This is a genomic window from Streptomyces sp. NPDC057939, from assembly GCF_042887545.1.
Classification (GTDB): Bacteria; Actinomycetota; Actinomycetes; order Streptomycetales; family Streptomycetaceae; genus Streptomyces.
This window is the reverse complement of the sequence record NZ_JBHVPG010000060.1, coordinates 1-23342: the sequence shown is the minus strand read 5'-3', so window position 1 is coordinate 23342 and position 23342 is coordinate 1. Positions and strand designations below refer to the sequence as shown.

Below are 23342 nucleotides of genomic sequence, written 5' to 3'. Positions count from 1 at the left end.
CCCGCGAACGACGAGAACCCCCGCCGTACCGGCGGGGGTTCTCGTGCGTGCGCCCTCGGGCGCGAAGAGGAGTACGGCAGACGAGCCGGCCTGTACGCCGGGTTCTGTCGCCCGGAGACCTCGCGGTCGCCGGGGAGACGGCCATCCATCTAGGACCGGCGTTGCCACCGGTCTCGTGCGGTCTACCCGCGAACATCGGGCGGGCAGCCCTCGATCGTCCGCGCAGACCCGTCCTGGGACGGATCCTCTTGACCTTGCTCCGGGTGGGGTTTACCTAGCCGCCTGAGTCACCTCAGGCGCTGGTGGTCTCTTACACCACCGTTTCACCCTTACCGAGGACCGAAGTCCCCGGCGGTCTGTTTTCTGTGGCACTGTCCCGCGGGTCACCCCGGGTGGCCGTTAGCCACCACCCTGCCCTGTGGAGCCCGGACGTTCCTCGGCGGGATCCGGGGACCCCGACGCGGCCGCCCGGCCGACTCGTCTGTCGTGCCGACCATGCTACCGGCTGTCCGCGGCGGCTTGACCTTGCCGCAGCGTCAGGGTTTCTACTGAGGGGCATGCGGATCGGAGAGATTGCCGTGCTCGTCGGGGTCACCACCCGAGCGATCCGGCACTACCACCATGTCGGGCTGCTCCCGGAACCGGAGCGGCGCCCCAACGGATACCGGGTCTACACCGTGCGCGACGCCGTGCTGCTGGCCCGCGTACGCCGGCTCACGGAGCTCGGACTGAGCCTGGACGAGGTGCGTGACGTGCTCGCGGACGACGCCGGGCGGGACCTGTCCGACGTCCTCCGGGAACTCGACGCCGACCTCGCCCGGCAGGAGGCCGAACTGGCCCAACGCCGACGCCGGCTGGGGGTTCTCCTCGCCGCCGGCCCCGGCGAGGAAGAACCCGTCTCGCCCGCCCTCGCCGCGCTGCTCGCCCGGGCGCCGCGGACGGACTCGGCCGCGGCGGCCAAGGACCGCGAGCACCTGACGCTGCTCGACGGTCTGGGCGCCGGGGGAGAGGCCGTCTACGCGGCCCTCGGGCGGATCGCCGCCGACCCGAAGGTCCTCGAACTCTACGAACGGCTCGACGAGCTCGACGGGGCCGCCGCCGACGACCCCCGGATCGGGTCGCTCGCCGACGCCCTGGTCGCCGTCGTCCCCGAGGACGTGTTCGCCGCGATCCCCACCGACGGCGTTCTCGTGGAGGGGTTCAAGGAGGCGCTGCTCGCCGACTACGCCCCCGCCCAGGCCGAGGTCGTCCGCCGGGTCATGGAGGCCTTCACCCGGCGCATGGACGGGGGCGGTCGGCGATGAGCGCCGTCCGCGCGGCCCGCGTCGCGGCCGCCGCCGTCATACCGGGCGAGCTGATCCTCGTCGTCTGCGTCGTCTCCGGGGTCCGGCTGCCCGGCTGGGCCGTGGTCGTCGCCGAGGCGCTCGTCCTCGGGGTGTTGCTGCTGGAGGTCCGGGTCCTGTGCTCCCTGTACGCGGCCGCCCGCGCCCGCGGCGCCACCCCGACCGGGGCGCGCCGGGAGGCGGTGCGGGCCGTGGTGCCGGTCGCCGTACGCCGCCTGCTTTTGCACGAGCTGCGCGCGGCGGCCTCGCTGGGCCGGTGGGTGCTGCGCCGCGAGCACGGGGTCGGCCCCGGCGACGTCACCGCCGCCTACACCGGACCGCAGACGGCGATGATGTACGGCCTGGTCTTAGTGTCGGTGGTCGAGACCGTCGCGCTGGCCTTCCTCATCCCCTGGCCCGCCGTGCACCGCGTGGTGCTGGTGCTGGACGTGTACGGGGTCCTGTTGCTGCTGGCCATGCACGCCGCCTGCGTGACCCGGCCGCACGTGGTGCGCCCCGACGGGTCGCTGCGGATCCGGTACGGGGCCCTGTTCGACCTCACCGTCCCGGCGGACGCGGTGGCCTCGGTCCGCGTCGACCGCCGCTACCCGGAGGGCCGGCTGGTCAGGCTGTCCGGAGACGGCAAGGGCGACGGGAACGGCGACGGCAGGGTCGAAGGCACCGGCGGAGGCGCCGGCGACGGCGCGGTGCTCGACCTGATCGTGGGGAGCCAGACCACGGTGACCCTGGAGCTGAACCGCCCGCTGGAGTTCCGCCGCCCGCTCGGTGCCCGCGCCCGGGCCCGGACGATCCGCTTCCATGCGGACGACCCCCGCGCGCTGGTCGCCGCACTGCGGCAACCCGCACCCCCGTGACGGGCCGCCGCACTGCGTGGGGACCCTCCGGGAGGAGGAGCCGTGGGTCGAGGGTCGCAGGCCCGACCGGCCCCGTCCTGTCAAAAACGGCACTGGGGGAGCGGCGCCCCGGGGAGCAGCACGCTCGTGATCCGGCCCTGGACCGGGCGGGCGGCAGACCCGTCATGGCCTTCACGTCCCGTCCGAGGTGGGCCTGGTCGTGGTAGCCGCAGGCGGCCGCGACCCGGGCGGGAGCGGCTCCGGCCGCGAGCTGCCGCAGCGCGTGCTGGAGGCGGAACAGCCGGGCCACCGCCTTGGGCGGCAGGCCGACCTGTTCGCGGAACCGGGCCCGCAGGTGACGGGCGCCCCAACCGGTCTCCTCGGTGGCCCGGGTCAGCGAGCCGCCGTCGGCCCACAGTCGGACCAGGGCGCCGCGCACCTCGGGGGTGACGGCGGGGCCCCCGTCGAGTCGGGCGCGGGCCGGCTCAGGCGGGGGCGAACAGGACCTTCGCGGTGATCGGGTCGGCCTCCGTCAGGCGGACCCGGATGCGGGCGCCGAGCGGCAGATCGTCGGAGGGCGACTCCACCCGGCCGACGACCGCCGGATCCTCCAGGTGGACGGTGCCCACCCGGGGCTCGTGCTCCTTGACGTCGATGACCGTCGCCTCGAACGTCTCCCCGACGTGGTCCTTGAGGACGGCCGCCTCGACGAGGTCCACGCACGCGCGTTCCACCGCGTTGGCCGTCCGCGTGCCCTCGGCCATCTCCCGGGGCAGCGCCGCCAGCGCGTCGGTGGCCCACCGAGGGGGCTCGGTCCCGGCGGACGCCGCCACGCACAGCTCGCCGGCGTACCGGTCGGCGAGGCGACGCAGCGGCGCGGTGCAGTGCGCGTACGGGGCGGCGACGGCTGCGTGCACGGCCGGGTCGGGGGTGTCGCCGTCGGTGAACACGGTGTATCCGGCGCCGCGGAGCAGCGTCGTGCACTCCTGGAGGAAGGCGGCGTGGGCCGGCAGCCGCGGGTCGAGGGAGCGCACGAGGCGTGCGTACGGCACGTGGTGCGGCCACTCGATCCGCAGGGCCTGCGCCGCGCGCCGCAACCGGCCGACCGCGCCGTCCGGGGCGGTGGGCAGGGTGCGCAGGATCCCCGTACCGGAGGCGAGCATGAGGTCGGCGGCGGCCATGCCGGTCATCAGGGAGATCTGCGCGTTCCAGGCCTCCGCGGGCAGCGGGGCCCGGTAGACCAGCCCGTACGCGCCCCCGCGCTCGGTGATCTCCTGCTCGGGGACGTTCAGGGAGATGCCGCCGCGTTCGGTCTCCAGCGTCTCGCGGAGCCTGCCGATCTCCTTCAGCAGGATCAGGGAGGCGTCGGAGGTACCGGTGTCGAGGGCCTTCTGCACGCCGTCGTAGTCGAGGCGGGCCCGGCTGCGGACCAGGGCCCGACGGACCTCGGTCGTCCCGACGCGGCCCTCGGCGTCCAGGTCGAACCGCCACAGGAGGGCCGGTCGGGTCCGGTCGGGGAGCAGGCTGCCGGCGTCCTCGGAGATCACGGGAGGGTGGAGGGGGACCTTCCCGTCGGGGAAGTAGAGGGTGGTGACGCGGCGGTGGGCCTCCGCGTCGAGGGCGCCGCCGGGGGTGACGAACGCGGCGACGTCGGCGATGGCGTAGTGCACGCGGTAGCCGCCGCCGGTCCGCGCCGCGAGGTGCATGGCCTGGTCGAGGTCCACGGAACCCCGCGGATCGATGGTGAAGAAGGGGATGTCGGTGGCGTCGAGGGACGGCAGCCGGGGGGCGGCGGCGGCCCGCTCGGCCTCGGCGAGGACCGCGGCCGGGAACTCCTCGGGCACGCCCAGGCGTGCGCGCAGGGCGCCCAGCGCGGCCCGCAGGGCAGCCCCGTCCGTGCCGGTGATGTGCATGAGACGGCGTGGCATGGACCCGAGCCTAGGCCCTTTTGTCCGTCAAGGGGTGATCCGTTCCCCCCTCCCGGGCGGTCCGCCCCTCCCGCGGGCGGGCCCGGGGCGGGCGTCGCGCCGTCTACCCTGGCTCGGGGGCCGCACCCCCTGCGCCGCGTCGTACTGAAGGAGAACCACCGTGCTCGTGCTGCTGCCGCCCTCCGAGGGAAAGGCCGCCGGCGGCTCCGGCGCACCGCTCGACCCGAGTTCCCTGTCCCTGCCGGGGCTGGCCGCCGCGCGCGCGGCCGTGCTGGAGGAACTGGTCGAGCTGTGCTCGGCGGACGAGCTGAAGGCCCGTGAGGTCCTCGGGCTCAGCGAGGGCCTGCGGGGCGAGGTCGCGAAGAACGCCGGGCTGCTGACCGCGCCCGCCCTCCCGGCCGGGGAGATCTACACGGGGGTCCTGTACGACGCCCTCGGTCTCGCCGACCTGCCCGCCGCCGCCCGCGCCGCGGCCGACCGCTCGCTGCTGGTCTTCTCCGGACTGTGGGGCGCGGTACGGGTGACCGACCGGATCCCCTCGTACCGCTGCTCGATGGGCGTCAAGCTGCCGGCGCTGGGCGCGTTGGGCGCGTACTGGCGCACCCCGATGGCGGACGCGCTGCCGGAGGCGGCGGGCGACGGGCTCGTCCTCGACCTGCGTTCCTCGGCGTACACGAGCGCCTGGAAGCCGAAGGGTGCGGCGGCCGCACGCACGGCCGGCGTTCGCGTGCTGCACTCGCAGATCGTGGACGGGGTGGAGAAGCGTTCGGTGGTCAGCCACTTCAACAAGGCCACCAAGGGTCGCCTGGTACGCGACCTGCTGCTGGCCGGAGCGGCCCCCGCCGACCCCGCCGAGCTGGTCACCGCCCTGCGCGACCTCGGCTACACGGTGGAGGCCGAGGCCCCGGCCAAGGCGGGCCGGGCCTGGTCGCTGGACGTGGTCGTGACGCAGATCCACTGAGGCGGGCGCCCGCTGGGAGAGCCGTACGGTCGGGCGGTCCGGGGAATCACGCCCCGCACCGCCCGGCACGGCCCTAGCGGCCCAGCGGCCAGGCCACCGCGGCCGGAGTGTGTCCGGCCTCGCCCGCGTACTGGGCGCAGGCGTCGGTCAGGGTCTCCAGCAGGGTCAGGGGGTCCGGGAGCGGGTGGCTCACGTCGCGCAGCCAGCTCACCGAGAGGTCACCGGGCAGGGTCGACGGGGGGACCAGGACGTAGCTGCCCCGGCAGTGCCAGCGCAGGCCCGGGTGCTCGTCCATCGTCTCGGGGTGGCAGTCCAGTTCGCAGGGCCACCATTCGTCCTCGTCCTCCGGCGTACCGCGGGTCGCCGTGAAGAAGAGCATCCGGGCCTGTTCGCCCGTACCGGCCGATTCCGCGACGGGGCCGACCTCGATCCCGGCGGCCAGCAGGCGCTCCAGCGCGCCGCGGCCCGCTTCCAGCGGCACGTCCAGGACGTCGTGGACCATGCCCGTCGCGGTGATGAAGTTGGCCTGGGGCTGGTTGCGCGCCCAGCGTTCGATCTGCGCGCGGTCGGTGGTCGACTGCGTCTGCCAGGCGAAGGAGACGGGGTGTCGCGCGGGGGTCGGACAGCCGACGCGGTCGCACGAACATCGGTATCCGGCGGGATGGGCGGCCGGTGAGATCGGGAGGCCCGCGGCGGCCACGGCCAGGAGCAGCGCCTCGCGTTCCCTGCCGGGGTCTTCGGGAGCCGGTTTCGAGCGGCGGCGCAGCCACTGGGAAATCCTGCTCTGCTCGCCGCGTTTGACGCGGCCGGACTCAGACCCCATCTATCCCCTCACCTCACCGTTGCCCCGGCGGACTTTCCCCATGGTCCCACCATCCTGCGGCCCGGGTGACCGCACCCCTCGATCCGGGGCCCCTCGACCCGGCCCGATCCGGCCGCGCGTTCCCGGCCGAACCGGCCCACGGCCCGCCCGCAACGGGCTCGGGCCGTCCCGGGGCCGTGACCTATCCCACGGCTGCGGACGTCGGCTCCGGGCTCCCGTCCGGTCCGGTGACCGACCGCAGCACCGCGTCCACGAGGGCGTCGGCGTAGGCGTGGGTCAGCGGCGCCGTCCGCATCAGCCAGCGGTACGTGAACGGCCCGAGCAGCATCTCCACCGTCAGCCGCAGGTCGGTGTCGGGGGCGATCAGTCCGGCGTCCCGCGCCGATCGCAGCCGCGCCTCGTACAGCGCGAGCTGCGGTTCGAGGAGCTGTTCGGTGAACCGGGCGCCCAGGTCCGGGTCGGTGGCCCCGGCGGCGGTCAGGGCGCGCGCGGGCGCCTCGTACTTCTCGTCGTTGAACTCGTCCACCGTGGCACGCAGTACGAACTTCAGATCGGCGGCGAGGTCCCCGGTGTCGGGGAAGCCGGCCCACTGCGCGTCGTCCCCGGCGTCCCCGGCCAGCGCCAGCGAGGCGTCCAGCAGGACGGCCGCCTTCGAGGGCCACCAGCGGTAGATGGTCTGTTTGCCCACGCCGGCGCGGGCGGCGATGGCCTCGATGGTCAGCTTGTTGTAGCCGACCTCCCCGACCAGCGCGAGGGCGGCGTCGAGGATGGCGCGCCGCGAGCGGTCGCTGCGGCGGGTGGCGTCGGGAGTCTTGCTCATGCGCCCAACGTACCAATTCGAGACGTCTCGTCTTCCATTGATTCGCTGAACCACCCGGTCAGTTCACTGCGCGGTTCCCCCGGAGGAGAGACGATTCCTTCCACACAACGCACGCCTCGTGAGTTCGCAGTCGTGAGGAGCCTTCTTTGCGCAGAGACGCCACACCCCGGCGCTACCTGATGTGCCCACCGGCACACTTCAAGGTCACGTACTCCATCAACCCGTGGATGGACCCCACGAAACCGGTGGACCTCCCCCTCGCCCAAGCCCAGTGGGAGGACCTCAGGGACCGCTACCGCGCCCTCGGGCACACCGTCGAGACCCTCGTCCCGCACCCCGACCTGCCCGACATGGTCTACGCGGCCAACGGGGCCCTCGTCGTCGACGGCCGGGTGCTCGGGGCCAGGTTCGCCCATCCGGAACGCACCGCCGAGGCGGAGATCCACCTCGACTGGTTCCGGTCGAACGGCTTCCCGGACGTCCGCGAGCCGTCCCACGTCAACGAGGGCGAGGGCGACTTCGCCGTCACCGCCACCTACATCCTCGCCGGCCGGGGCTTCCGCTCCAGCCCGCTCTCGCACGACGAGGCCCAGGAGTTCTTCGGTCGCCCCGTCATCGGCCTCGACCTGGTGGACCCGCGGTTCTACCACCTGGACACGGCCCTGTGCGTGCTCGACGGCGACGAGATCATGTACCACCCGCAGGCCTTCTCGCCGGGGAGCCGGGCGGTGCTGCGCCGGCTCTTCCCGGACGCCCTGCTCGTGGACACCCCGGACGCCGAGGCCTTCGGGCTGAACTCCGTCTCGGACGGCCTGCACGTCCTGCTCCCGCAGGCGGCGGCCGGACTGCTCGCACCGCTGCGCGAGCGCGGCTTCGAGCCCGTCCCGATGGACCTCGGCGAACTGCTCAAGGGCGGCGGCAGCGTGAAGTGCTGCACGCAGGAACTGAGGCCCGCGCCCCCCGAGGAGGACTGACCACCCCGCGGGGTCCGCGGACCTACGGCTCCCGAGGGGCCCGCGGGGCCTACGGCTCCTGCGGGTCCCCGGTGCCGGCCGGCGGCCACGCGTGGCCCCAGTCGGCGTTCCGCGCGGCCTTGTAGAGGTCACCGTGGCGCTTGGTCACGATGGCCCGGTTCAGGCCCTGCTCCAGGGGGCCGCACAGTTCCAGCTGGACGAGCCCCTTCCGGATCTGCGGCCTCCGCGTGATCCGGGAGGGGACCGGCGTCACCGGGAACCGGGTCGCGGCGACGTAGCTGAACTTCTCGTCCTCGTACGCGAGGGAGCCGCCCTTGACCTGCCGGTGCAGGGAGGAGCGACTGACCCGCGTCGAGAAGTGGCACCAGTCCTGGCCGACCTCGATCGGGCAGGTCCCGTCGTGCGGGCAGGGCGCCGCCACCCTCAGCCCGGCCTCGATCAGCTGCTCGCGGGCCTCCCGGATGCGCAGGTACCCCTCGGGCGTGCCCGGCTCGACCAGGACGACGGCCCGCCCGGCACGGGCAGCCTCCGCGACGACGGCCCGCCGGGCCGGCTCCGTCAGCTCGCCGAGCACGTACGACACGGTCACCAGGTCGGCGTCGGGCAGGGCGATCCCGCTCCCGATGACGGCCCGGCGCCACTCGGCGCCGCGCAGCACCTCGGAGGACGAACGGCCCGCCAGCTCCTTGCCCAGGGCCAGCGCCGGCTCCGCCCAGTCCAGTACGGCGGTCGTCCGGGGGCCGTCCCAGATGGCGTCGACCGCCCAGGTGGCGGCGCCCGTGCCGCCGCCCACGTCCACGTGCGAGGCGGGAGCCCATCGCGGCGCCGCCCCTGCCAGCCCGTCCAGGGCGGACCGTACGGCCTCGAAGGTGGCCGGCATCCGGTACGCCGCGTACGCCGCGACGTCGGAACGGTCGCGCAGCACGGGGGTGTCGGTCGGGATCGTGCCCCGGTAGTTGGAGATCAGCCGCTCGACGGCGGCCGTGGCCTGCTTCGGCGGGAGCCCGTCGAGCAGCCCGCCCAGCGCGGACCGGAGGGTTTCGGCGGTGGTCGGGGCGGAGGCGGGGACGGAGACGTTCACCCGGGAAGTTTACGGCGCCCCGAGGGGCCGCCCGGCATCGCCGGCCCGGCACCCGACGGAGCGCCTGACGACCGGAGCGCCTGACGACCGGACCGACCGCCGGACCGACGACCGGACGGGGCCGCGGACGGGCGCGGGCCGCACGGTCACCCGCGCCCGCCCGCGCCGCCCGCACGCGCTCAGCCCGCGGCGACCATCGGGCTCCGGGGCCGCCACGGTCGGCACATCCCGAAGAAGAAGGCCGCCGACAGCAGCGAACAGACGAGCTGGACCAGTGCCATCGGCACCGCCGTGTCCTCGCCCGCGATCCCGACCAGCGGCGAGGCGATGGCCCCGACGAGGAACGAGGAGGTGCCCAGCAGGGCCGACGCCGACCCGGCCGCGTGCGGGGTCCGCATCAGGGCCTGCGCGTTGGTGTTCGGCAGCAGCAGGCCCATCGCCGACATCAGCACGAACAGGGCGGTCGCGACCGGGAACAGCCCGACCTCCCCGAACACCCCGGTCGACATCAGCAGCAGCGCCACGGACGCGACCGTGATGATCCCGATCCCGGCGGCCAGCGCCTTGTCCAGGCTGACCCGACCGACCAACAGCTTCCCGTTGATCTGGCCGACGATGATCAACCCGACGGAGTTCACGCCGAACAGCAGGCTGAAGGCCTGCGGGGAGGCCCCGTAGATCTCCTGCACCACGAACGGCGAGGCGGATATGTAGGAGAAGAGCACCGCGAAGGCGAAGCCGCCCGTGAGGGTGTACCCGGCGAAGACCCGGTCGCCGAGCAGTCCGCGCATGGTCCGCAGGGCCGCGCCCACGCCGCCGGTCTGGCGCCGCTCGGGCGGCAGCGTCTCGTCGAGGGTGCGCCAGACGACCGCGGTGAGCGCGGCGCCGACGACGGTCAGCACGACGAAGACCCCCCGCCAGTCGGCGAACCGCAGCACCTGGCCGCCGATCAGCGGCGCGACGATCGGGGCGGCCCCCGAGATCAGCATCAGCGTGGAGAAGAACCGGGCCATCTCGACCCCGTCGTACAGGTCGCGCACCACCGCCCGAGCGATGACGATGGCGGCCGCCCCGGCCAGGCCCTGGAGCAGTCGGAAGCCGATCAGCAGTTCGGCGGTCGGTGCCAGGGCGCAGATCGCGGTGGCGAGGACGTAGACGACCATGCCGATCAGCAGGGGCCTGCGGCGGCCCCACTTGTCGCTCATCGGACCGATGACCAGCTGCCCCAGTGCCATGCCGGCGAGGCAGGAGGTGAGGGTGAGCTGGACGGTCGCGGCCGGGCTGTTCAGAGCGTTGGTGACCTCCGGCAGCGCCGGCAGGTACATGTCCATGGACAGCGGGGGGAGGGCGGTGAGCCCGCCCAGGACGAAGGTGACGAGCAGGCCGGTGCGCCGTGCGGCCGCCAGGGGTGCGGGGGCTGCGCCTGCTTCCGGGACGCCGACGGCGGCGTTGGCGGCGGCGGGGTTCGGTGCGGGGACGGAGGATATTTCGGGGGACGGCTCGGGCGACGACCCGTGCGAGGGGGCCGTCGAGGGGCCTCTCTCCGACATGCGGAACTCCAGTCTTTTCATCTGCTTTATGCACCCCTGACCGCCCCATGCTCTCAGCTGTCGGAACGTCCGTGGCCCCGTCGTCGGTGTGACGTAGCCTGCGGCCCCATGAGCGCACGTCTGAGCAAGATCGCAGTAGTCACCGGGGCCGGCTCCGGCATCGGCCGCTCCGTGGCCCTGGCCCTGGCGGGGGCCGGCTGGTCCGTGGCCGTGGTCGGACGCCGGACCGGACCCCTGGAGGAAACCGCCGCGGCGGCCGGGACCGACGCGGACGTGCTCCCCGTACGCGCCGACGTCAGCGACCCCGACGACGTGAACGCGCTCTTCGGGTCGGTGCACGAGCGCTACGGGCGCCTCGACCTGCTCTTCAACAACGCGGGCACCTTCGGCCCCGGCGGGGTTCCGCTGGAGGACATCTCGTACGAGGCCTGGCGGTCCGTCGTCGACGTCAACCTGACCGGAGCCTTCCTGTGCGCGCAGGCGGCCTTCCGGCAGATGAAGGCCCAGGACCCGCAGGGCGGCCGGATCATCAACAACGGCTCCATCTCCGCCCACGTCCCGCGTCCGAACTCCATCGCCTACACGGCGACCAAGCACGCCATGACCGGCCTGACGAAGTCCCTCTCGCTGGACGGACGCCCGTACCGGATCGCCTGTGGGCAGGTCGACATCGGCAACGCGGCGACCGAGATGACCGAGCGCATGCAGACCGGCATCCTCCAGGCCAACGGACAGCTCGCGGTGGAGCCCGTCATGGACGCCGCCGACGTCGCCCGCACGGTGCTGCACATGGCGGAGCTGCCGCTGGAGGCGAACGTCCAGTTCGCGACGGTGATGGCGACCGCCATGCCGTACATCGGCCGCGGCTGAGCCCGCGCCCGCCGAGGCGGGCGAGAGCCGGGCCGCCGGGAATGGTGCCCGGCCCGCTGCGGTTGAGCCGATCATGAAGACTGAAGTGCTGCGCTACACCGCCTTCTCCGAGGACCCCGCCGGCGGCAACCCGGCCGGGGTCGTCCTCGACGCCTCCGGTCTCGACGAGGCCGCCATGCTGGCCGTCGCCGCCCGACTCGGCTACAGCGAGACGGCCTTCCTCACCGGCCCGGCCGGACCGGCCGAGCCCGGCGCGGCGGCCCCCGAGCCCGGCCGCGGCTTCACCGTCCGGTACTTCAGCCCGAAGGCGGAGGTGCCGTTCTGCGGGCACGCCACCGTGGCCGCCGCCGTGGCGCTCGCCGAGCGGATCGGTCCGGGGGAGTTGGTCTTCGACACCCCGGCCGGCACCGTACCGGTGTCCGTCACCTCCGAGGAGGGACACCTGCGGGCCACCCTGACCAGCGTCGTCCCGCACGTCGAGGACATCGCCGCGGACGACCTCGCCGAGGCGCTGGCCGCCCTCGACTGGCCCGCCGCCGACCTCGACCCCGAACTGCCGCCGCGCATCGCCTACGCGGGCGCCCGACACCTCGTGCTCGGCGCCGCCACCCGCGCCCGCCTCGCCGACCTGGCGTACGACTTCCCCCGGCTGGAGGCCCTGATGCGTCGCCTGGACCTCACCACGGTCCAGCTCGTGCACCGCGCCGGCCCGACCCTGTTCCACGTCCGCGACCCCTTCCCGGTCGGCGGCGTCGTGGAGGACCCCGCCACCGGGGCCGCCGCGGCGGCCTTCGGGGCCTACGCCCGGCAGCTCGACCTGGTCCCCGAGGCCGCGGTGCTCACCCTCCACCAGGGCGACGACATGGGCCGCCCCGGCGTCCTGACCGTCGAGCTGCGGGCCGGTGACCCCAGGGTGCGGGTGGCCGGCGCGGGCGTGCGCATCCCCTGATGCGGCTGCTCTCGTACGCGGAGGCCGACCTCCCGGAGGAACTCGCCGCCCGGATCGCCGCCCTGGAGGCGACGGCCTGGCCCGGCGCCGCCCCCGGACACGATCCGGCGCTCACCCCGCGGGCGCTGCTGCTGGTGGACGACCACGGGACGGTCGGCGCCTCGTTGGCGCTGTTGTACAAGGAGGTCCCGGTCGCGGGTCGGAACCGCCGCGCGGCCGGGCTCAGCTCGGTGGTGAGCCGGCCGGAGCTGCGCGGGCGGGGCCTGGGCGGCCGGCTGGTGGCGGCGGCCCGCACGGCGCTGGCCGACGACCCCGCCGTGGACCTGGCGTTGTTCAGCTGCGACCGGCCGCTCGTCCCCTTCTACGGTGCGGCAGGCTTCGACGTCCTGCCCGGCACCGTCCTGGTCGGCGGCACCCCCGAGGAGCCGCTGGCCACCGACGCCCCCGGCTTCGACAAGGCCGTCCTCGCGGCGTTCTTCACCCCGGACCGGGACGCGGACCGCGCCGCGCTGACCGGGACCCGCGTCCCCCTCCACCCGGGGAACACCGACCGGCTCTGGTGACGGCGCGCACCCGGGGGCCGGGCGGCGGTTCAGCCCCGGGCGGTACCGCCCGGGGTCTGCGCGGAGGCCCCGTCGGGCGGGCCCGACGGCTTGCCGGAGCGGAACGGCAGCAGGAACAGCGTCAGGACCACCGCCAGGTACAGCGACCACACCACGAGCTGGAGGACCGTCGGGTCGGGCTGGAAGTTGAAGACGCCCTTGAGCAGCACCCCGTACCAGCTGTCCGGCGGGACGGCGCCGCTGATGTCGAACGCCCGGTTCTCCAGGCCGCCGAGGAAACGGGCCTCCTGGAGGTCGTGCACCCCGTACGCGAGGACGCCCGCGGCGACGACGACGAGCATGCCGCCGGTCCACGTGAAGAACTTCGACAGGTTGATCCTGAGCGCGCCCCGGTAGAACAGCCAGGCCAACACGATCGCCGTCGCGATGCCGAGCAGCACCCCGACCAGTGGCGCGGAGGAACCCTCGCCGCTCGCCCGGACCGAGGCCCATACGAACAGGGCGGTCTCCAGGCCCTCGCGACCCACCGCGAGGAAGGCGGTGGCCACGAGCGCGCCGGTGCCCAGCGCGAGGGCCGCGTCGAGCCTGCCCTGCAACTCGCCCTTCAGGTGCCGCGCGGTGCGCTTCATCCAGAAGACCATCCACGTCACCAGACCGACGGCGACGATCGACAGGGTGCCGCCGATCAGTTCCTGCGCCTCGAAGGTCAGCTCCTGGGTGCCGAATTCGAGCAGGGCGCCGAAGGCCAGAGAGATGGCGCAGGCGATCCCGACGCCGATCCACACCGGGCGCAGCGCGGCCCTGTTGTCGGTCTTGACCAGGTAGGCGACCAGGATGCAGACGACGAGGCCCGCTTCCAGTCCCTCGCGCAGGCCGATCAGATAGTTGCCGAACACGGCGGTTCCTCTCCGGAGGGGACTACGCGAACAGCGTCCGGCCCCACCAGTCGTCCTCGTCACGGACGCCCGGCGGGACGGCGAAGACCGCCGAACCCACGTGCTGGATGTATTCGTTGAGTACGTCCGACTTCGCCAGCGCCCGCTGGATCGGGACGAAGCCCGTTCGGACGTCACGCTGGTAGGCGAGGAAGAACAGGCCCGCGTCGAGCCGGCCCAGCCCGTCCGTGCCGTCGGTGAAGGAGTAGCCGCGCCGCAGGATCGTCGCCCCGTTGTTGGAGTCCGGATGGGCCAGGCGGACGTGCGCCTCGGGCTTCATCGCCTTCAGGAACGGCTCGTCGCGTTCCTTGGACTTGCCGACGGGAGCGCCCTCGCCCTTGTCCCGGCCGAAGATGTCCTCCTGCTCCTGGAGGGAGGTGCGGTCCCAGGTCTCGATGTTCATCCGGATGCGCCGGGCGACCAGGTACGAGCCGCCGGCCATCCAGTCGCCGCCGTCCCCGGGGCCGACCCACACGTGCTCGTCCAGGGCGGCGGTGTCGGTGCCGGAGATGTTCCGGGTGCCGTCCTTGAAGCCCATCATGTTGCGCGGGGTCTGCTCGTCGGGCGTGGTGGACGAGGTCTTGCCGAAGCCGAGCTGCGACCAGCGCATCGCGGTCCGGCCGAAGCCGATGCGGGCGAGCTGGCGGATGGCGTGCACCGCCACCTGCGGGTCGTCGGCGCAGGCCTGGACGCAGAGGTCGCCGCCGGAGCGGGCCGGGTCCAGGTTGTCGCCGGGGAAGAGCTCCAGGTCGACGAGGGCCGCCGGGCGCCGGCCCTCCAGCCCGAACCGGTCCTTGGCGAACAGGCCCGGGCCGAAGCCGATGGTCAGGGTGAGGCGGGAGGCCTTCAGGCCGAGGGCCTCGCCGGTGTCGTCCGGCGGTGCCTGGGGGAGGCCGCCGAAGCCGCCCTCGCCGACCGGCAGTCCGGCCGTCATCAACCGGGCGGCCGCGGTCCACTCCTTGAGGAGCGCGACCAGTTCGGCGCGGTCCTTGGCCTTCACGTCGAAAGCCGCGAAGTGCAGCCGGTCCTGGACGGGCGTGGCGATGCCGGCCTGGTGCGGGCCGTGGAAGGGCACGGCCGCGCCGGACATGCCGGCCGGGACCTGGTCCGAACCGGCGCGCAGCGCGGCGACCGCGCCGCCGGTCGCGGCGGCGCCGAGCGCGAGCCCGGCCCCGCCCCAGCCGAGCAGGGCGCGGCGCGAGGGGCCGTTCGCCGTACCGCCGGTCTCTTCCTGGTCCGGCACCGAGTCGTCCATCCGCCTCTCCCGCCTCTCCCGTCCGTCCGCTACTTGGCGACCGCGGCGGCCAGCTTCGACAGCGGCTCCGCGAGCGCGTTCACGCCGTCCGACAGCTCCTTGCGCTCCGCCTCGCCGACCTTGTCGTAGGCGGTGAACTCGTAGGAGGTCTTGTCGGCGCGGTACTTGTCGAGGAGCAGGGTCAGCGCGGCGAACTGGGTGTCCAGCTGCTTGGTGAGCGCCGGGTCGTTCTTCTCGGCGGTCGGCTTCAGCAGCTCGTACGACTTCTGCGCGCCCTCGACGTTGGCCTTGAAGTCGACGAGGTCGGTGTGGCTGTAGCGCTCCTCCTCACCGGTGACCTTGCCGGTGGCGACCTCGTCGAGGAGTTCCTTGGCTCCGTTGGCCATGGAGGTGGGGGTGATCTCCGCCTGGCCGACCTTCTTCTGCCAGTCGGTGAGGTCGGTGATCAGGGTGTCGGCGAGCTTCTTGTCGTTGTCGTCGATCTTGTTGTCCTGGAAGAGGGACTTCTCCAGGCGGTGCCAGCCGGTCCAGTCCTTGGCCGGGTCCTGGCCGGCCTCCAGGCCGTCCTCGCGGACGTCGACCTTCGGGTCGATGTCGCCGAAGGACTCGGCGACCGGCTCGGTGCGCTCCCAGCCGATGCGGGAGGGCGCGTACGCCTTCTTCGCGGCCTCGACGTCGCCCGCCTTGACGGCGTCGGCGAACGCCCGGGCCTTCGGGAGGGTCTCGTCGGCCTGCTCCTGGACGTACTTGCGGTACGCGGCGACCGCGGCGTCCAACTCGGGGCTGCGCTTCTCGCCGCCGCCCTGGCCGGTGGCCCTGACCTTCTGGCGGATGCCGTCGCCCTTCATGCCGGGCTTGCAGACGATCTCGTAGTCGCCGGCCTTGATCTCCGCGGTGATGGAGGCCTTGGTGCCGGGGCCGATGTTCTCCCGCTCGGTGACGATCCGGTCGTCGGGGAAGAGCACGTAGAGCTCGGTGACCTTGGAGCCCTTGTTCTCGACGTCGATGGTGACCTTGCCCGCCGGGAACTCCTTCGCGGAGACCTCGCAGGCGCTGTCGGACGCCTTCACGCTGATCGCGTCGGTGCCCGCACCGCCGCCCTTCTCGGCGCAGCCGGTGACGGCGGTGAGCGCGGCCACGGCGGCGGCCGCGGTGAGGACGGTGATGCGGGCGGGGCGCATGGGGGCTCCTGGCGAGGCTGAGGACGGGGGAGAGGCGAGTGAGGCAGGCCTAACTTAACCGAGGCTTACCTCACCTCAACCCGCCCGTCCAGTGAATCACCTCTCACATTTCCGCCCCGGACACAAGCCCGTCACGGCCCCGTCATTTCGCCCTCAAGCAGCGGTCAAGCGCGGGTCAAATCGGGGTCCGCGGGCTGTTCCGCGCGACGGTCGGCCGGCTGCGGTCGGGTCCGCTCGCGCAGCGGTACGACGAGCGGCGCACCGGTGCGCGGGTGCGGGAACACCTCCACCGGCTGCCGGTAGACGCGGCTCAGCAACTCGTCGCGGAACACCTCGGACGGCGGCCCGTCGGCCGCGATCCCGCCGTCGTGGAGCACGGCCGCCCGGTCCGCGTACGCCGCCGCCAACCCGAGGTCGTGCAGGACGACGACGACCGCGTCCCCGGCCGCCGCCCGCTCCCGGCAGATCCGCAGCACGAGCTCCTGGTGGCGCAGGTCCAGTGCGGCCGTGGGCTCGTCGAGCAGCAGCAGCGGGGCCCGCTGGGCGAGGACGCGGGCCAGCGCGACGCGGGCCCGTTCGCCCCCGGACAGGGCGGAGAAGGGCCGCCGGGCGAAGTGGCCGACCTCGGTGGCGGCCATGGCGGCGGCCACCTCCTCGTCGTCCGCGTCGGCGAAGGCGGTGCCCGCCCAGGGCGCGCGACCCATCCGTACGACGTCCGCGACGGGGAAGGGGAACGACAGGGCGGCGGCCTGGGGGAGCACGGACCGGCGCAGGGCCAGTTCGGGCGCCGACCAGTCGCCCACCGGGCGCCCGTCGATCCGTACGCTCCCCGAGGTCGCGGGCAGGTCGGCGGCCAGCGCGGCGAGCAGCGTGGACTTCCCCGCGCCGTTCGGTCCGACCAGCGCCAGCACCTCGCCCGCCACGGCGGTCAGATCGATCCCGGAGAGGACCTCGCGGTCCCCGAGCCGCAGCCGCAGGTCCTCGATCTCGGCGACGGCGGCCCCGGGCAGCGGCCGGTCCGGGACCGTCCGCTTGTTCCGGCCGAACAGCCCGGTCAGCTTGCTGGTCACGCCCAGCCTCCTTGCTTGCGGCGGGTACGACGCAGCAACCAGAAGAAGAACGGGCTGCCGATCAGGGCGGTCAGCACGCCGAGGGGCAACTCGGCGGGCTGGGCGAGGGTACGGGCGGCCAGGTCGCCCGCGAGCAGGACGAGGGCCCCGGCGAGCGCGCTGCCCGGCACCAGGAACCGGTGCCCGGGGCCGTTCGCCATCCGCAGCAGGTGCGGGACGAGCAGGCCGACGAAGGTGATGACGCCGGCGACGGCGACGGCCGCCGCCGTCAGCAGGGCCACCACCAGGATCAGGGCGAGGCGCAGCCGCTCGACGTCGATGCCGAGGTGGCGGGCGGGGCGCTCGCCGAGGGCGAGCAGGTCGAGCCTGCGGGCGTAGAAGGGGGCGACGAGCAGGCCGGCGAGGGCGCAGGGGAGCACGGCCAGCACCTTGGGCCAGGTGGCCTGGGCGAGCGAGCCGAGCTGCCAGAAGGTGATCTGGTTGACCTGGCCGCTGTCCGCGAAAAAGATGAACATGCCGATCAGGGCGCCCGCGAAGGCGTTCACGGCGATGCCGGTGAGGATCAGGGTGACGACCTCGGTCCGGCCGCCGCTGCGGGACAGCAGGTACACGGCGCCCACGGTGATCAGACCCGAGACGAAGGCGCAGGCCGTGATGGTCCAGTTCCCGAGGAAGCCGAGGCCCAGTCCGATCGCGGCGACCGCGCCGACGGCGGCGCCGGCCGAGATGCCGATCACGCCCGGCTCGGCGAGCGGGTTGCCGAAGACACCCTGCATGAGGGCGCCCGCGCAGCCGAGGCTGGCTCCGACCAGCAGCGCGAGGACGACGCGGGGCAGCCGCACGTTCCACAGCACGCTCTCCCCGACCCGGTCGAGGGCGGCGCCGCCGAGGCCCATGCGGTGCTGGACCGAGGCGAGTACGTCCCCAATCGGGATGCGGTACGCGCCGGTTCCGGCGGAGACGAGCGCGAGCGCGACGAGGGCGGCGGCGAGGACGACGGTGAGCACCAGGGCCCGCCGACCGTGCGGCCCGGCGGGATCCGCGTCGGTTCCGGCGGGCCGGTCCGCGGGCTCCGGCGCTCCGGGCCCCTTCGGATCCGAGGGCAGGTCCGGGCCCGCGGCCGGCTTCGTCGCGGCCCGTTCCGTCACGGCCGGCCGCTCCGGGGCGGCGCCTGCCGGCTGCGGGGGATCGTAGGACAGGGTCATGCTCAGGCGCCCTTGCCGTAGAGCTGCGCGACCAGGGAGGACAGCACCTGGTCGGTGCGGGGACCGTAGTTGAGCAGTACGCCGTCGTCGACGGTGACCACGCGGCGGTCCATGCCGGCCGGGGTCTGGGCGACGCCCGGCACCTTGACCAGGCCGTCGACCCCGCCGACCGATTCGAGGCCCTTGGTCATGACCAGGATCGCGTCGGGCGCGGCGGCGGCGAGGGCCTCGCTCGTGATCGGGGTGAAGTCCTTGCCGAGGCCGGAATCCTTGCCGGTGTCGACGGCGCCCGCGGCCTCCAGCAGCGAGGCGGCGCCGGAGTCGGAGCCGCCGAGCAGGTACACGGAGGCGGTGCCGCGCAGGTAGAGGAAGGCCACGCGCGGCTTCTTCCCGGAGGCGGCCGGAACGTCCTTGCGGGCGGCGGCGATCCGGTCGGCGGTCCGCTGCTTGAGCTGCGCGCCGGCGTCCTGGACGCCCAGCGCGCCGGCCACCGCGTCGATCCGCTTCGGGACGTCGTCCAGCGTCTTGGCGGGGGCGATCACCAGGACCGGGATCCCGGCGTCGCGGATCTGCTGAACCGCTTCCGCGGGACCGGTGGTGGTCTCGGCCAGTACCAGCGTCGGGCGCAGCGACAACACGCTCTCGGCGGAGACGTCGTGTCCACGTGTCACCACCGGCAGGGAGGAGGCCTGCTCGAAGGTGGCGGTGATGTCGCGGGCGACGACCTGCTTGCCGAGTCCGAGGGTCTGGACGATCTCGTTGAGGCTGCCCGTCAGCGGGATGATCCGGTCCGCGGAGGTGACGGTCACCTGGGCGCCGTCCGCCGAGGGAACCGTCACCGGCAGGGCGGGGGCCGGTGCGGCGGTGAGCGGCTCGATCCGGTCCGGGACGGCCGCGGCACTCGCCGCGGGGGAATTTTCGGGGGTGGCCGTACCTCCGCATCCCGTCACCGCCAGGGCCATCGCCACGAGGGCAACGGCGAGGCGGGGGAAGCGGTTTGACGCGGCGGGCGTAGGCACGAAGGCACCGTCCTGATCGTCCGACTGGGGGCTCTGAGGTTCTGCCGGCGCGGGGGTTCCCCCCTCGACCGGGATAGCTTAGGTTAGCCTAACCTCGCTTGCTAGACCCTGGAGGGGACATTCATGCCCGCAAGATCCGTCCGTGTGTTCGCCGTCGCCCTGCTGGCGGCCTTGCTGGGTGCCCTGCTCCCGGCCACCGCGGCTCATGCGGCGAGCCGTACCGTACAGGGCGGCCGACTGGACTGGGGCCTCAAGTCCTCCTTCCAGAGCTATGTCACCGGTCCCATCGCCAAGGGCGGCTTCAAGCTGAGGAGCGGAGCCGCCACGGTCGGCGGCAGCCTCTTCCGCTTCCACTCGGCGAACGGTTCCTACGACCCGGACACGGGTGAGTTCACGGCGTCCTTCACCGGCGGCGTGGCCTTCCAGGGTCACCAGAAGCCGGACGGCGCGTACGAACTGGACATGACCGTCAGTCGGCCGACCGTCAGGATCTCCGGCGGCAGCGGCACCCTCTACCTGGACGTCTCCAGCAAGGCCAAGGACACCGGGGCGGTCACCAACCAGTCCCAGGTCCCCTTCGCCACGCTGGGTCTGGGCGGGATCAACATGAAGGGCGGCGGCAGCCCGCTCGCCCTCACCAATGTTCCGACCACCCTCACGGAACAGGGCGCCAAGGCCTTCGCCGGCTACTACCAGGCCGGGGCGCAGCTCGACCCCCTCTCGCTGTCCGCCGACGTCAAGGCCCCGACCGTCGAGCAGCCCGCGCAGCAGCCCTCGCAGACGCCGAGCACCCCCGCCGCGACCCCGCAGACGCAGGGCGCCTTCACCGACGCCGCCGTCGACTGGGGCATCCGCCGCACCTTCCGCGAGTACGTCACCGGCTCCATCGGCCAGGGCAAGTGGACCCTCGCCGACGGCGCCCAGGACGGCGGAGCCCTCTTCCGCTTCCCCCAGGGCAAGGGCACCTACGACGGCGCGAAGGGCACCCTCGACGCCGCGTTCGCCGGCGCCGTCCACTTCACCGGCGCCCACCTGGACCTCAAGCTCGCCAAGGTGGGCGTGAAGGTCGAGAACGGCAAGGGCGTCCTGTCCGCCGACGTCACCACCGGCACGGAGACCAAGAACGCGGTGGCGCTCGTCGAGTTCGACGCCAAGGCGCTGAAGACCGAGGGCAATCTCGCCACCGTGACCGAGGCCCCGGCCACCCTCACCGAGGGCGGCTCCCAGGCCTTCAACTCCATGTACAAGGCCGGCACCGAGATGGACCCGATCTCGCTCGCCGTCGCCCTGGACGGCAGCGCGCAGCTGCCGGCCCTGCCCGACCTGGGTTCCACGGCCTCCCCGGCACCGGCCCCCGCCGCGGCCACGCCGTCCGCCACCCCCGCCCCGGCGCCCGCCGCCGCGGCGAGCAAGTCCTCCGACACCGGGCTGTACGTCGCCCTCGCCGCGGCCGTCCTGGTCCTGGCCGGCGGCGCGGCCTTCCTGGTGCTGCGGTCCCGCCGCGCGAACGCGGCCGAGTCCGCGCCCGCCGCGCCCGCGTCCCCCGACGCCCCGTAGCACCCGCCCCACCCCTTCCTCTGCTTCACGGTCCTTCAGGAGTACCCAGCCATGTCGTCGTCCCCCCGCCGCCCGATCGCCGTCGCGGCCGCCGTACTCACCGCCGCCGCCCTCGGCACCACCGCCTTCGTCCTGCCCGCGACCGCCGACGGGAACGCCCCGGCCGTCACCGCGCAGGCCGCCGCCGCCCCCATACCGGTGCTCGACGGCACCCTCGAATGGGGGGTGCTGACGAGCCTGCGCGAGTACGTCAAGGGCATCGGCTCGGTCACCGTGCAGGACGGCGCCACCGAGGTGCCCGGCGGCTTCCGCTTCGACCGGGCGACCGGTCAGTACGACAAGGACGGCGGCCACGTCATCACCGCGGGCTTCAAGGGCCGGGTGGTCTTCGACGGGAGCGCGCACGGGTTCGTCGTGAAGATGGAGAACTTCCGGATCAACAACAGCACGAAGAAGCTGACGGCCGACGTCACGAAGAACGGCACCCTCACCGCCGGCGTCCCCCTCGCGGACGTGGCCTTCGCCGGGATGAACATGACCGGCCTGTCGACCAAGCTGACGGCCGAGTTCGCCGCCGTGTTCGCCCGCCCCGCCTACGCGGGCGCGGACGGCGACAAGGTGACGGTGGCGCTGCAGTTCCCGAAGCCCCCGAGCCCGCCCGTCACCCCGCCGGTGACCCCGCCCGTGACGCCTCCGGTCACCCCTCCGGTCACTCCGCCTGTCACTCCGCCCGTCACTCCGCCCGTGACCCCGCCGGTCACGCCCCCGGTGACCCCGCCCGTGTCGCCGCCCGTGACCCCGCCCGTGACCCCGCCGGTCACGCCTCCCGCCGACGGCCCCCAGAAGATCCTCGGCGGCAAGCTGACCTGGGGCATCATGCAGTCCTTCCGCGAGTACGTCGGGGAGAAGGGCATCACCGCGTCCGGCGGCGCCGCCAAGAGCGGCAACACCTACGCGTTCGCCTTCGGCAAGGGCGAGCTCGACACCAAGAACCGCAAGCTGAACGCCGCCTTCGACGGCACCCTGCGCTTCGAGTACCCGGCGCACGGCCTCGACCTGACGTTCAGCAACATCCGCGTCGTCGGCAACGGCGGTACGGGCACGCTCACCCTCGACGCGAAGACGGCCGCGGGCCTGCGCAAGGACATCCCGTTCGCGACGCTCGACCTGTCGAAGGTCGAGTACAAGACCAAGGGCGGGCTCCTCGCCCTCAACGCGGTCCCCGCCGTCTTCACCGAGCAGGGCTCCGCCGTCTTCGCCAACGACAACGCGGTCCTGGAGAAGTACAAGCCGGGCAAGCCGATGGACTCCCTCGACCTCTCGGTGGCCGTGGACAAGGACGTCACCCTCCCGCCCGCCGGCAGCGGCGGCAGCGGTTCCTCGGGCGGCGGCAGCACCACGGGCGGCAGCGCCAACGGCGGTGCCGTGGGCGGCGGTTCGGTCGGCGGCGGCGGTTCGGCGGCCGGCGGCGGCGGTTCCGTCGGCGGCAACCTGGCCACCACCGGCTCCGAGATCCCGGCCGGCGCCCTCCTCGGCGCCTCCGGCCTGGTGGTCGCCGCGGGCGCGGGCGCGGTGTTCGTCGCCCGCCGCCGCCGCACGGCCCAGCTCTGAGCCGTGTTTGAATGCCCGCGTGAACGATCTGGATGTGCTCAAGGTCTTCTGCGCGGGTGACGGCCGCTTCGGCAATCCGCTCGGAGTGGTCCGTGACGGCCGCACCTGCCCGGACGACGCGTCCCGGCAGGCGCTGGCCGCCGAACTCGGCTACAGCGAGACGGTGTTCGTCGACGACCCCGAGCGCGGGGTCGTCGACATCCGCACGCCCGGCACCCGGATGGCCTTCGCGGGGCACCCGCTCGTCGGTGTCGCCTGGCTGCTCGACATCGAGGAGCTCAACCCGCCCGCCGGGTCCGTATGGGCCCGCGGCGACGGCGAGTTCACCTGGATCACGGCCCGCCCCGAGTGGGTCACGGACAAGCGCGCCGAGCAGTACGCGAGCGCTGCCGAGGTCGACGCCCTGCCGGCCCCGCCCCCCGGCGAGGGCTGGCTGTACGCCTGGGCCTGGGAGGACGAGGCCGCCGGACGGATCCGGGCCCGCGGCTTCCCCCGGCGCCCCGACGGCGCCGTGGTCGAGGACGAGGCCACCGGCTCGGCGGCGATCCTGCTGACCGCCCAACTCGGCCGCGCCCTGAACATCACCCAGGGCGAGGGCTCGCAGATCCTCACCGCCCCGGCCCCCGACGGCACGATCGAGATCGGCGGCCGCGTCCGCTTCGCGGAGTAGGGTCGCCCGATCCGAACACGACGGAGGGCCGGCCCCGGGCGGGGGGCAACCGGGGCGGCCGACCGGGGGGGACGGGGGGACGCGGGGTGGCGGAACACCGCGGCCACCGAGCGGGGGCCCGCGCCCGGGTAGTGGGAGGGGCGG

The 23342-nt window shown here is 73.8% G+C and carries 21 protein-coding genes, 1 other RNA gene and 1 pseudogene; 10 read left to right on the top strand and 13 right to left on the bottom strand.

Annotated features, from left to right (window positions below; translation table 11 throughout):
- Positions 1 to 77 precede the first annotated feature (77 nt).
- Positions 78 to 480: RNase P RNA component class A (rnpB, locus tag ACFVS6_RS37300), an RNA gene on the bottom strand.
- Positions 481 to 557: 77 nt separating this feature from the next.
- Here rnpB and ACFVS6_RS37295 point away from each other — a divergent pair.
- Positions 558 to 1304 (top strand): MerR family transcriptional regulator, encoded by a 747-nt coding sequence (locus ACFVS6_RS37295; RefSeq protein WP_389710987.1) that lies wholly within the window; start codon positions 558 to 560, stop codon positions 1302 to 1304.
- A complete protein-coding gene (locus tag ACFVS6_RS37290; protein ID WP_389710986.1) occupies positions 1301 to 2197 on the top strand; it encodes a hypothetical protein in 897 nt (298 codons plus the stop codon). The genes ACFVS6_RS37295 and ACFVS6_RS37290 overlap by 4 nt, the downstream gene beginning before the upstream one ends.
- Before the next feature lie 148 nt (positions 2198 to 2345).
- Here ACFVS6_RS37290 and ACFVS6_RS37285 read toward each other — a convergent pair.
- Both ACFVS6_RS37285 and ACFVS6_RS37280 read right to left on the bottom strand, forming a co-directional pair.
- Positions 2346 to 2615: pseudogene (locus tag ACFVS6_RS37285) on the bottom strand (helix-turn-helix domain-containing protein); the annotation flags it as partial.
- Positions 2616 to 2661: 46 nt separating this feature from the next.
- Positions 2662 to 4104 (bottom strand): RNB domain-containing ribonuclease, encoded by a 1443-nt coding sequence (locus ACFVS6_RS37280; protein ID WP_389710985.1) that lies wholly within the window; start codon positions 4102 to 4104, stop codon positions 2662 to 2664.
- Positions 4105 to 4264: 160 nt separating this feature from the next.
- Between ACFVS6_RS37280 and yaaA the strand changes: the two genes are divergently transcribed.
- Positions 4265 to 5065 (top strand): peroxide stress protein YaaA, encoded by an 801-nt coding sequence (gene yaaA, locus ACFVS6_RS37275; protein WP_389710984.1) that lies wholly within the window; start codon positions 4265 to 4267, stop codon positions 5063 to 5065.
- A gap of 73 nt (positions 5066 to 5138) precedes the next feature.
- Here the strand turns inward: yaaA and ACFVS6_RS37270 are convergent, their stop codons facing one another.
- Both ACFVS6_RS37270 and ACFVS6_RS37265 read right to left on the bottom strand, forming a co-directional pair.
- The gene (locus ACFVS6_RS37270; protein ID WP_389710983.1) at positions 5139 to 5888 is read right to left on the bottom strand and encodes a bifunctional DNA primase/polymerase; all 750 of its coding nucleotides are present in this window, start codon (positions 5886 to 5888) and stop codon (positions 5139 to 5141) included.
- Positions 5889 to 6069: 181 nt separating this feature from the next.
- The gene (locus ACFVS6_RS37265; RefSeq protein WP_389710982.1) at positions 6070 to 6708 is read right to left on the bottom strand and encodes a TetR/AcrR family transcriptional regulator; all 639 of its coding nucleotides are present in this window, start codon (positions 6706 to 6708) and stop codon (positions 6070 to 6072) included.
- A 146-nt stretch (positions 6709 to 6854) separates the two neighbouring features.
- On the opposite strand from ACFVS6_RS37265, the gene ddaH reads away from it, so the two are divergent.
- Positions 6855 to 7682 (top strand): dimethylargininase, encoded by an 828-nt coding sequence (ddaH, locus tag ACFVS6_RS37260; protein WP_389710981.1) that lies wholly within the window; start codon positions 6855 to 6857, stop codon positions 7680 to 7682.
- A 49-nt stretch (positions 7683 to 7731) separates the two neighbouring features.
- On the opposite strand, the gene ACFVS6_RS37255 is transcribed toward ddaH, so the two are convergent.
- Together ACFVS6_RS37255 and ACFVS6_RS37250 are read right to left on the bottom strand one after the other, a co-directional pair.
- Positions 7732 to 8763: a small ribosomal subunit Rsm22 family protein gene (locus tag ACFVS6_RS37255; RefSeq protein ID WP_389710980.1), complete on the bottom strand. Its 1032-nt coding sequence runs from the start codon at positions 8761 to 8763 to the stop codon at positions 7732 to 7734.
- A gap of 179 nt (positions 8764 to 8942) precedes the next feature.
- On the bottom strand, positions 8943 to 10313 hold the full coding sequence (locus ACFVS6_RS37250) for a multidrug effflux MFS transporter (protein WP_389710979.1): 1371 nt from the start codon (positions 10311 to 10313) through the stop codon (positions 8943 to 8945).
- Positions 10314 to 10421: 108 nt separating this feature from the next.
- On the opposite strand from ACFVS6_RS37250, the gene ACFVS6_RS37245 reads away from it, so the two are divergent.
- The 3 genes from ACFVS6_RS37245 to ACFVS6_RS37235 all read left to right on the top strand — a co-directional run bounded on the left by ACFVS6_RS37245 (position 10422) and on the right by ACFVS6_RS37235 (position 12695).
- A complete protein-coding gene (locus ACFVS6_RS37245; RefSeq protein ID WP_389710978.1) occupies positions 10422 to 11183 on the top strand; it encodes an SDR family oxidoreductase in 762 nt (253 codons plus the stop codon).
- Between the two features lie 73 nt (positions 11184 to 11256).
- A complete protein-coding gene (locus tag ACFVS6_RS37240; RefSeq protein ID WP_389710977.1) occupies positions 11257 to 12132 on the top strand; it encodes a PhzF family phenazine biosynthesis protein in 876 nt (291 codons plus the stop codon).
- Positions 12132 to 12695, top strand: coding sequence for a GNAT family N-acetyltransferase (locus tag ACFVS6_RS37235; RefSeq protein ID WP_389710976.1), 564 nt, complete (start codon positions 12132 to 12134; stop codon positions 12693 to 12695). The genes ACFVS6_RS37240 and ACFVS6_RS37235 overlap by 1 nt, the downstream gene beginning before the upstream one ends.
- Before the next feature lie 29 nt (positions 12696 to 12724).
- Here ACFVS6_RS37235 and efeU read toward each other — a convergent pair whose 3' ends face one another.
- The 6 genes from efeU to ACFVS6_RS37205 all read right to left on the bottom strand — a co-directional run bounded on the left by efeU (position 12725) and on the right by ACFVS6_RS37205 (position 19303).
- On the bottom strand, positions 12725 to 13591 hold the full coding sequence (gene efeU / locus ACFVS6_RS37230; RefSeq protein WP_389710975.1) for an iron uptake transporter permease EfeU: 867 nt from the start codon (positions 13589 to 13591) through the stop codon (positions 12725 to 12727).
- A gap of 22 nt (positions 13592 to 13613) precedes the next feature.
- Complete coding sequence (efeB, locus tag ACFVS6_RS37225; RefSeq protein ID WP_389710974.1) at positions 13614 to 14885, bottom strand: iron uptake transporter deferrochelatase/peroxidase subunit; 1272 nt, start codon at positions 14883 to 14885, stop codon at positions 13614 to 13616.
- Between the two features lie 29 nt (positions 14886 to 14914).
- Positions 14915 to 16066 (bottom strand): iron uptake system protein EfeO, encoded by a 1152-nt coding sequence (efeO, locus tag ACFVS6_RS37220; RefSeq protein ID WP_389710973.1) that lies wholly within the window; start codon positions 16064 to 16066, stop codon positions 14915 to 14917.
- 164 nt (positions 16067 to 16230) lie between these two features.
- Positions 16231 to 17076: a heme ABC transporter ATP-binding protein gene (locus ACFVS6_RS37215; RefSeq protein WP_389711013.1), complete on the bottom strand. Its 846-nt coding sequence runs from the start codon at positions 17074 to 17076 to the stop codon at positions 16231 to 16233.
- Between the two features lie 56 nt (positions 17077 to 17132).
- Positions 17133 to 18341, bottom strand: coding sequence for a FecCD family ABC transporter permease (locus tag ACFVS6_RS37210; protein WP_389710972.1), 1209 nt, complete (start codon positions 18339 to 18341; stop codon positions 17133 to 17135).
- 2 nt (positions 18342 to 18343) lie between these two features.
- Entirely contained in the window at positions 18344 to 19303 is a 960-nt protein-coding gene (locus ACFVS6_RS37205; protein WP_389711012.1) for a hemin ABC transporter substrate-binding protein, read from the bottom strand.
- A 180-nt stretch (positions 19304 to 19483) separates the two neighbouring features.
- Here ACFVS6_RS37205 and ACFVS6_RS37200 point away from each other — a divergent pair, with 180 nt between their 5' ends.
- From ACFVS6_RS37200 to ACFVS6_RS37190, 3 genes are read left to right on the top strand one after another with little or no spacing between them, the layout of a single operon-like run.
- Positions 19484 to 20917, top strand: coding sequence for an HtaA domain-containing protein (locus ACFVS6_RS37200; protein ID WP_389710971.1), 1434 nt, complete (start codon positions 19484 to 19486; stop codon positions 20915 to 20917).
- A 51-nt stretch (positions 20918 to 20968) separates the two neighbouring features.
- Positions 20969 to 22528: an HtaA domain-containing protein gene (locus tag ACFVS6_RS37195; protein WP_389710970.1), complete on the top strand. Its 1560-nt coding sequence runs from the start codon at positions 20969 to 20971 to the stop codon at positions 22526 to 22528.
- A gap of 19 nt (positions 22529 to 22547) precedes the next feature.
- A complete protein-coding gene (locus tag ACFVS6_RS37190) occupies positions 22548 to 23198 on the top strand; it encodes a PhzF family phenazine biosynthesis protein (RefSeq protein WP_389710969.1) in 651 nt (216 codons plus the stop codon).
- Positions 23199 to 23342 lie beyond the last annotated feature (144 nt).

Excerpts from the sequence above, each read along its gene's own strand:
- ACFVS6_RS37295 (WP_389710987.1), top strand. The coding sequence starts at position 558 with ATGCGGATCGGAGAGATTGCCGTGCTCGTCGGGGTCACCACCCGAGCG.
- ACFVS6_RS37290 (WP_389710986.1), top strand. The coding sequence starts at position 1,301 with ATGAGCGCCGTCCGCGCGGCCCGCGTCGCGGCCGCCGCCGTCATACCG.
- ACFVS6_RS37280 (WP_389710985.1), bottom strand. The coding sequence starts at position 4,104 with ATGCCACGCCGTCTCATGCACATCACCGGCACGGACGGGGCTGCCCTG.
- ACFVS6_RS37270 (WP_389710983.1), bottom strand. The coding sequence starts at position 5,888 with ATGGGGTCTGAGTCCGGCCGCGTCAAACGCGGCGAGCAGAGCAGGATT.
- ACFVS6_RS37265 (WP_389710982.1), bottom strand. The coding sequence starts at position 6,708 with ATGAGCAAGACTCCCGACGCCACCCGCCGCAGCGACCGCTCGCGGCGC.
- ACFVS6_RS37250 (WP_389710979.1), bottom strand. The coding sequence starts at position 10,313 with ATGTCGGAGAGAGGCCCCTCGACGGCCCCCTCGCACGGGTCGTCGCCC.
- ACFVS6_RS37245 (WP_389710978.1), top strand. The coding sequence starts at position 10,422 with ATGAGCGCACGTCTGAGCAAGATCGCAGTAGTCACCGGGGCCGGCTCC.
- ACFVS6_RS37240 (WP_389710977.1), top strand. The coding sequence starts at position 11,257 with ATGAAGACTGAAGTGCTGCGCTACACCGCCTTCTCCGAGGACCCCGCC.
- ACFVS6_RS37235 (WP_389710976.1), top strand. The coding sequence starts at position 12,132 with ATGCGGCTGCTCTCGTACGCGGAGGCCGACCTCCCGGAGGAACTCGCC.
- efeB (WP_389710974.1), bottom strand. The coding sequence starts at position 14,885 with ATGGACGACTCGGTGCCGGACCAGGAAGAGACCGGCGGTACGGCGAAC.
- efeO (WP_389710973.1), bottom strand. The coding sequence starts at position 16,066 with ATGCGCCCCGCCCGCATCACCGTCCTCACCGCGGCCGCCGCCGTGGCC.
- ACFVS6_RS37210 (WP_389710972.1), bottom strand. The coding sequence starts at position 18,341 with ATGACCCTGTCCTACGATCCCCCGCAGCCGGCAGGCGCCGCCCCGGAG.
- ACFVS6_RS37205 (WP_389711012.1), bottom strand. The coding sequence starts at position 19,303 with ATGGCCCTGGCGGTGACGGGATGCGGAGGTACGGCCACCCCCGAAAAT.
- ACFVS6_RS37200 (WP_389710971.1), top strand. The coding sequence starts at position 19,484 with ATGCCCGCAAGATCCGTCCGTGTGTTCGCCGTCGCCCTGCTGGCGGCC.
- ACFVS6_RS37195 (WP_389710970.1), top strand. The coding sequence starts at position 20,969 with ATGTCGTCGTCCCCCCGCCGCCCGATCGCCGTCGCGGCCGCCGTACTC.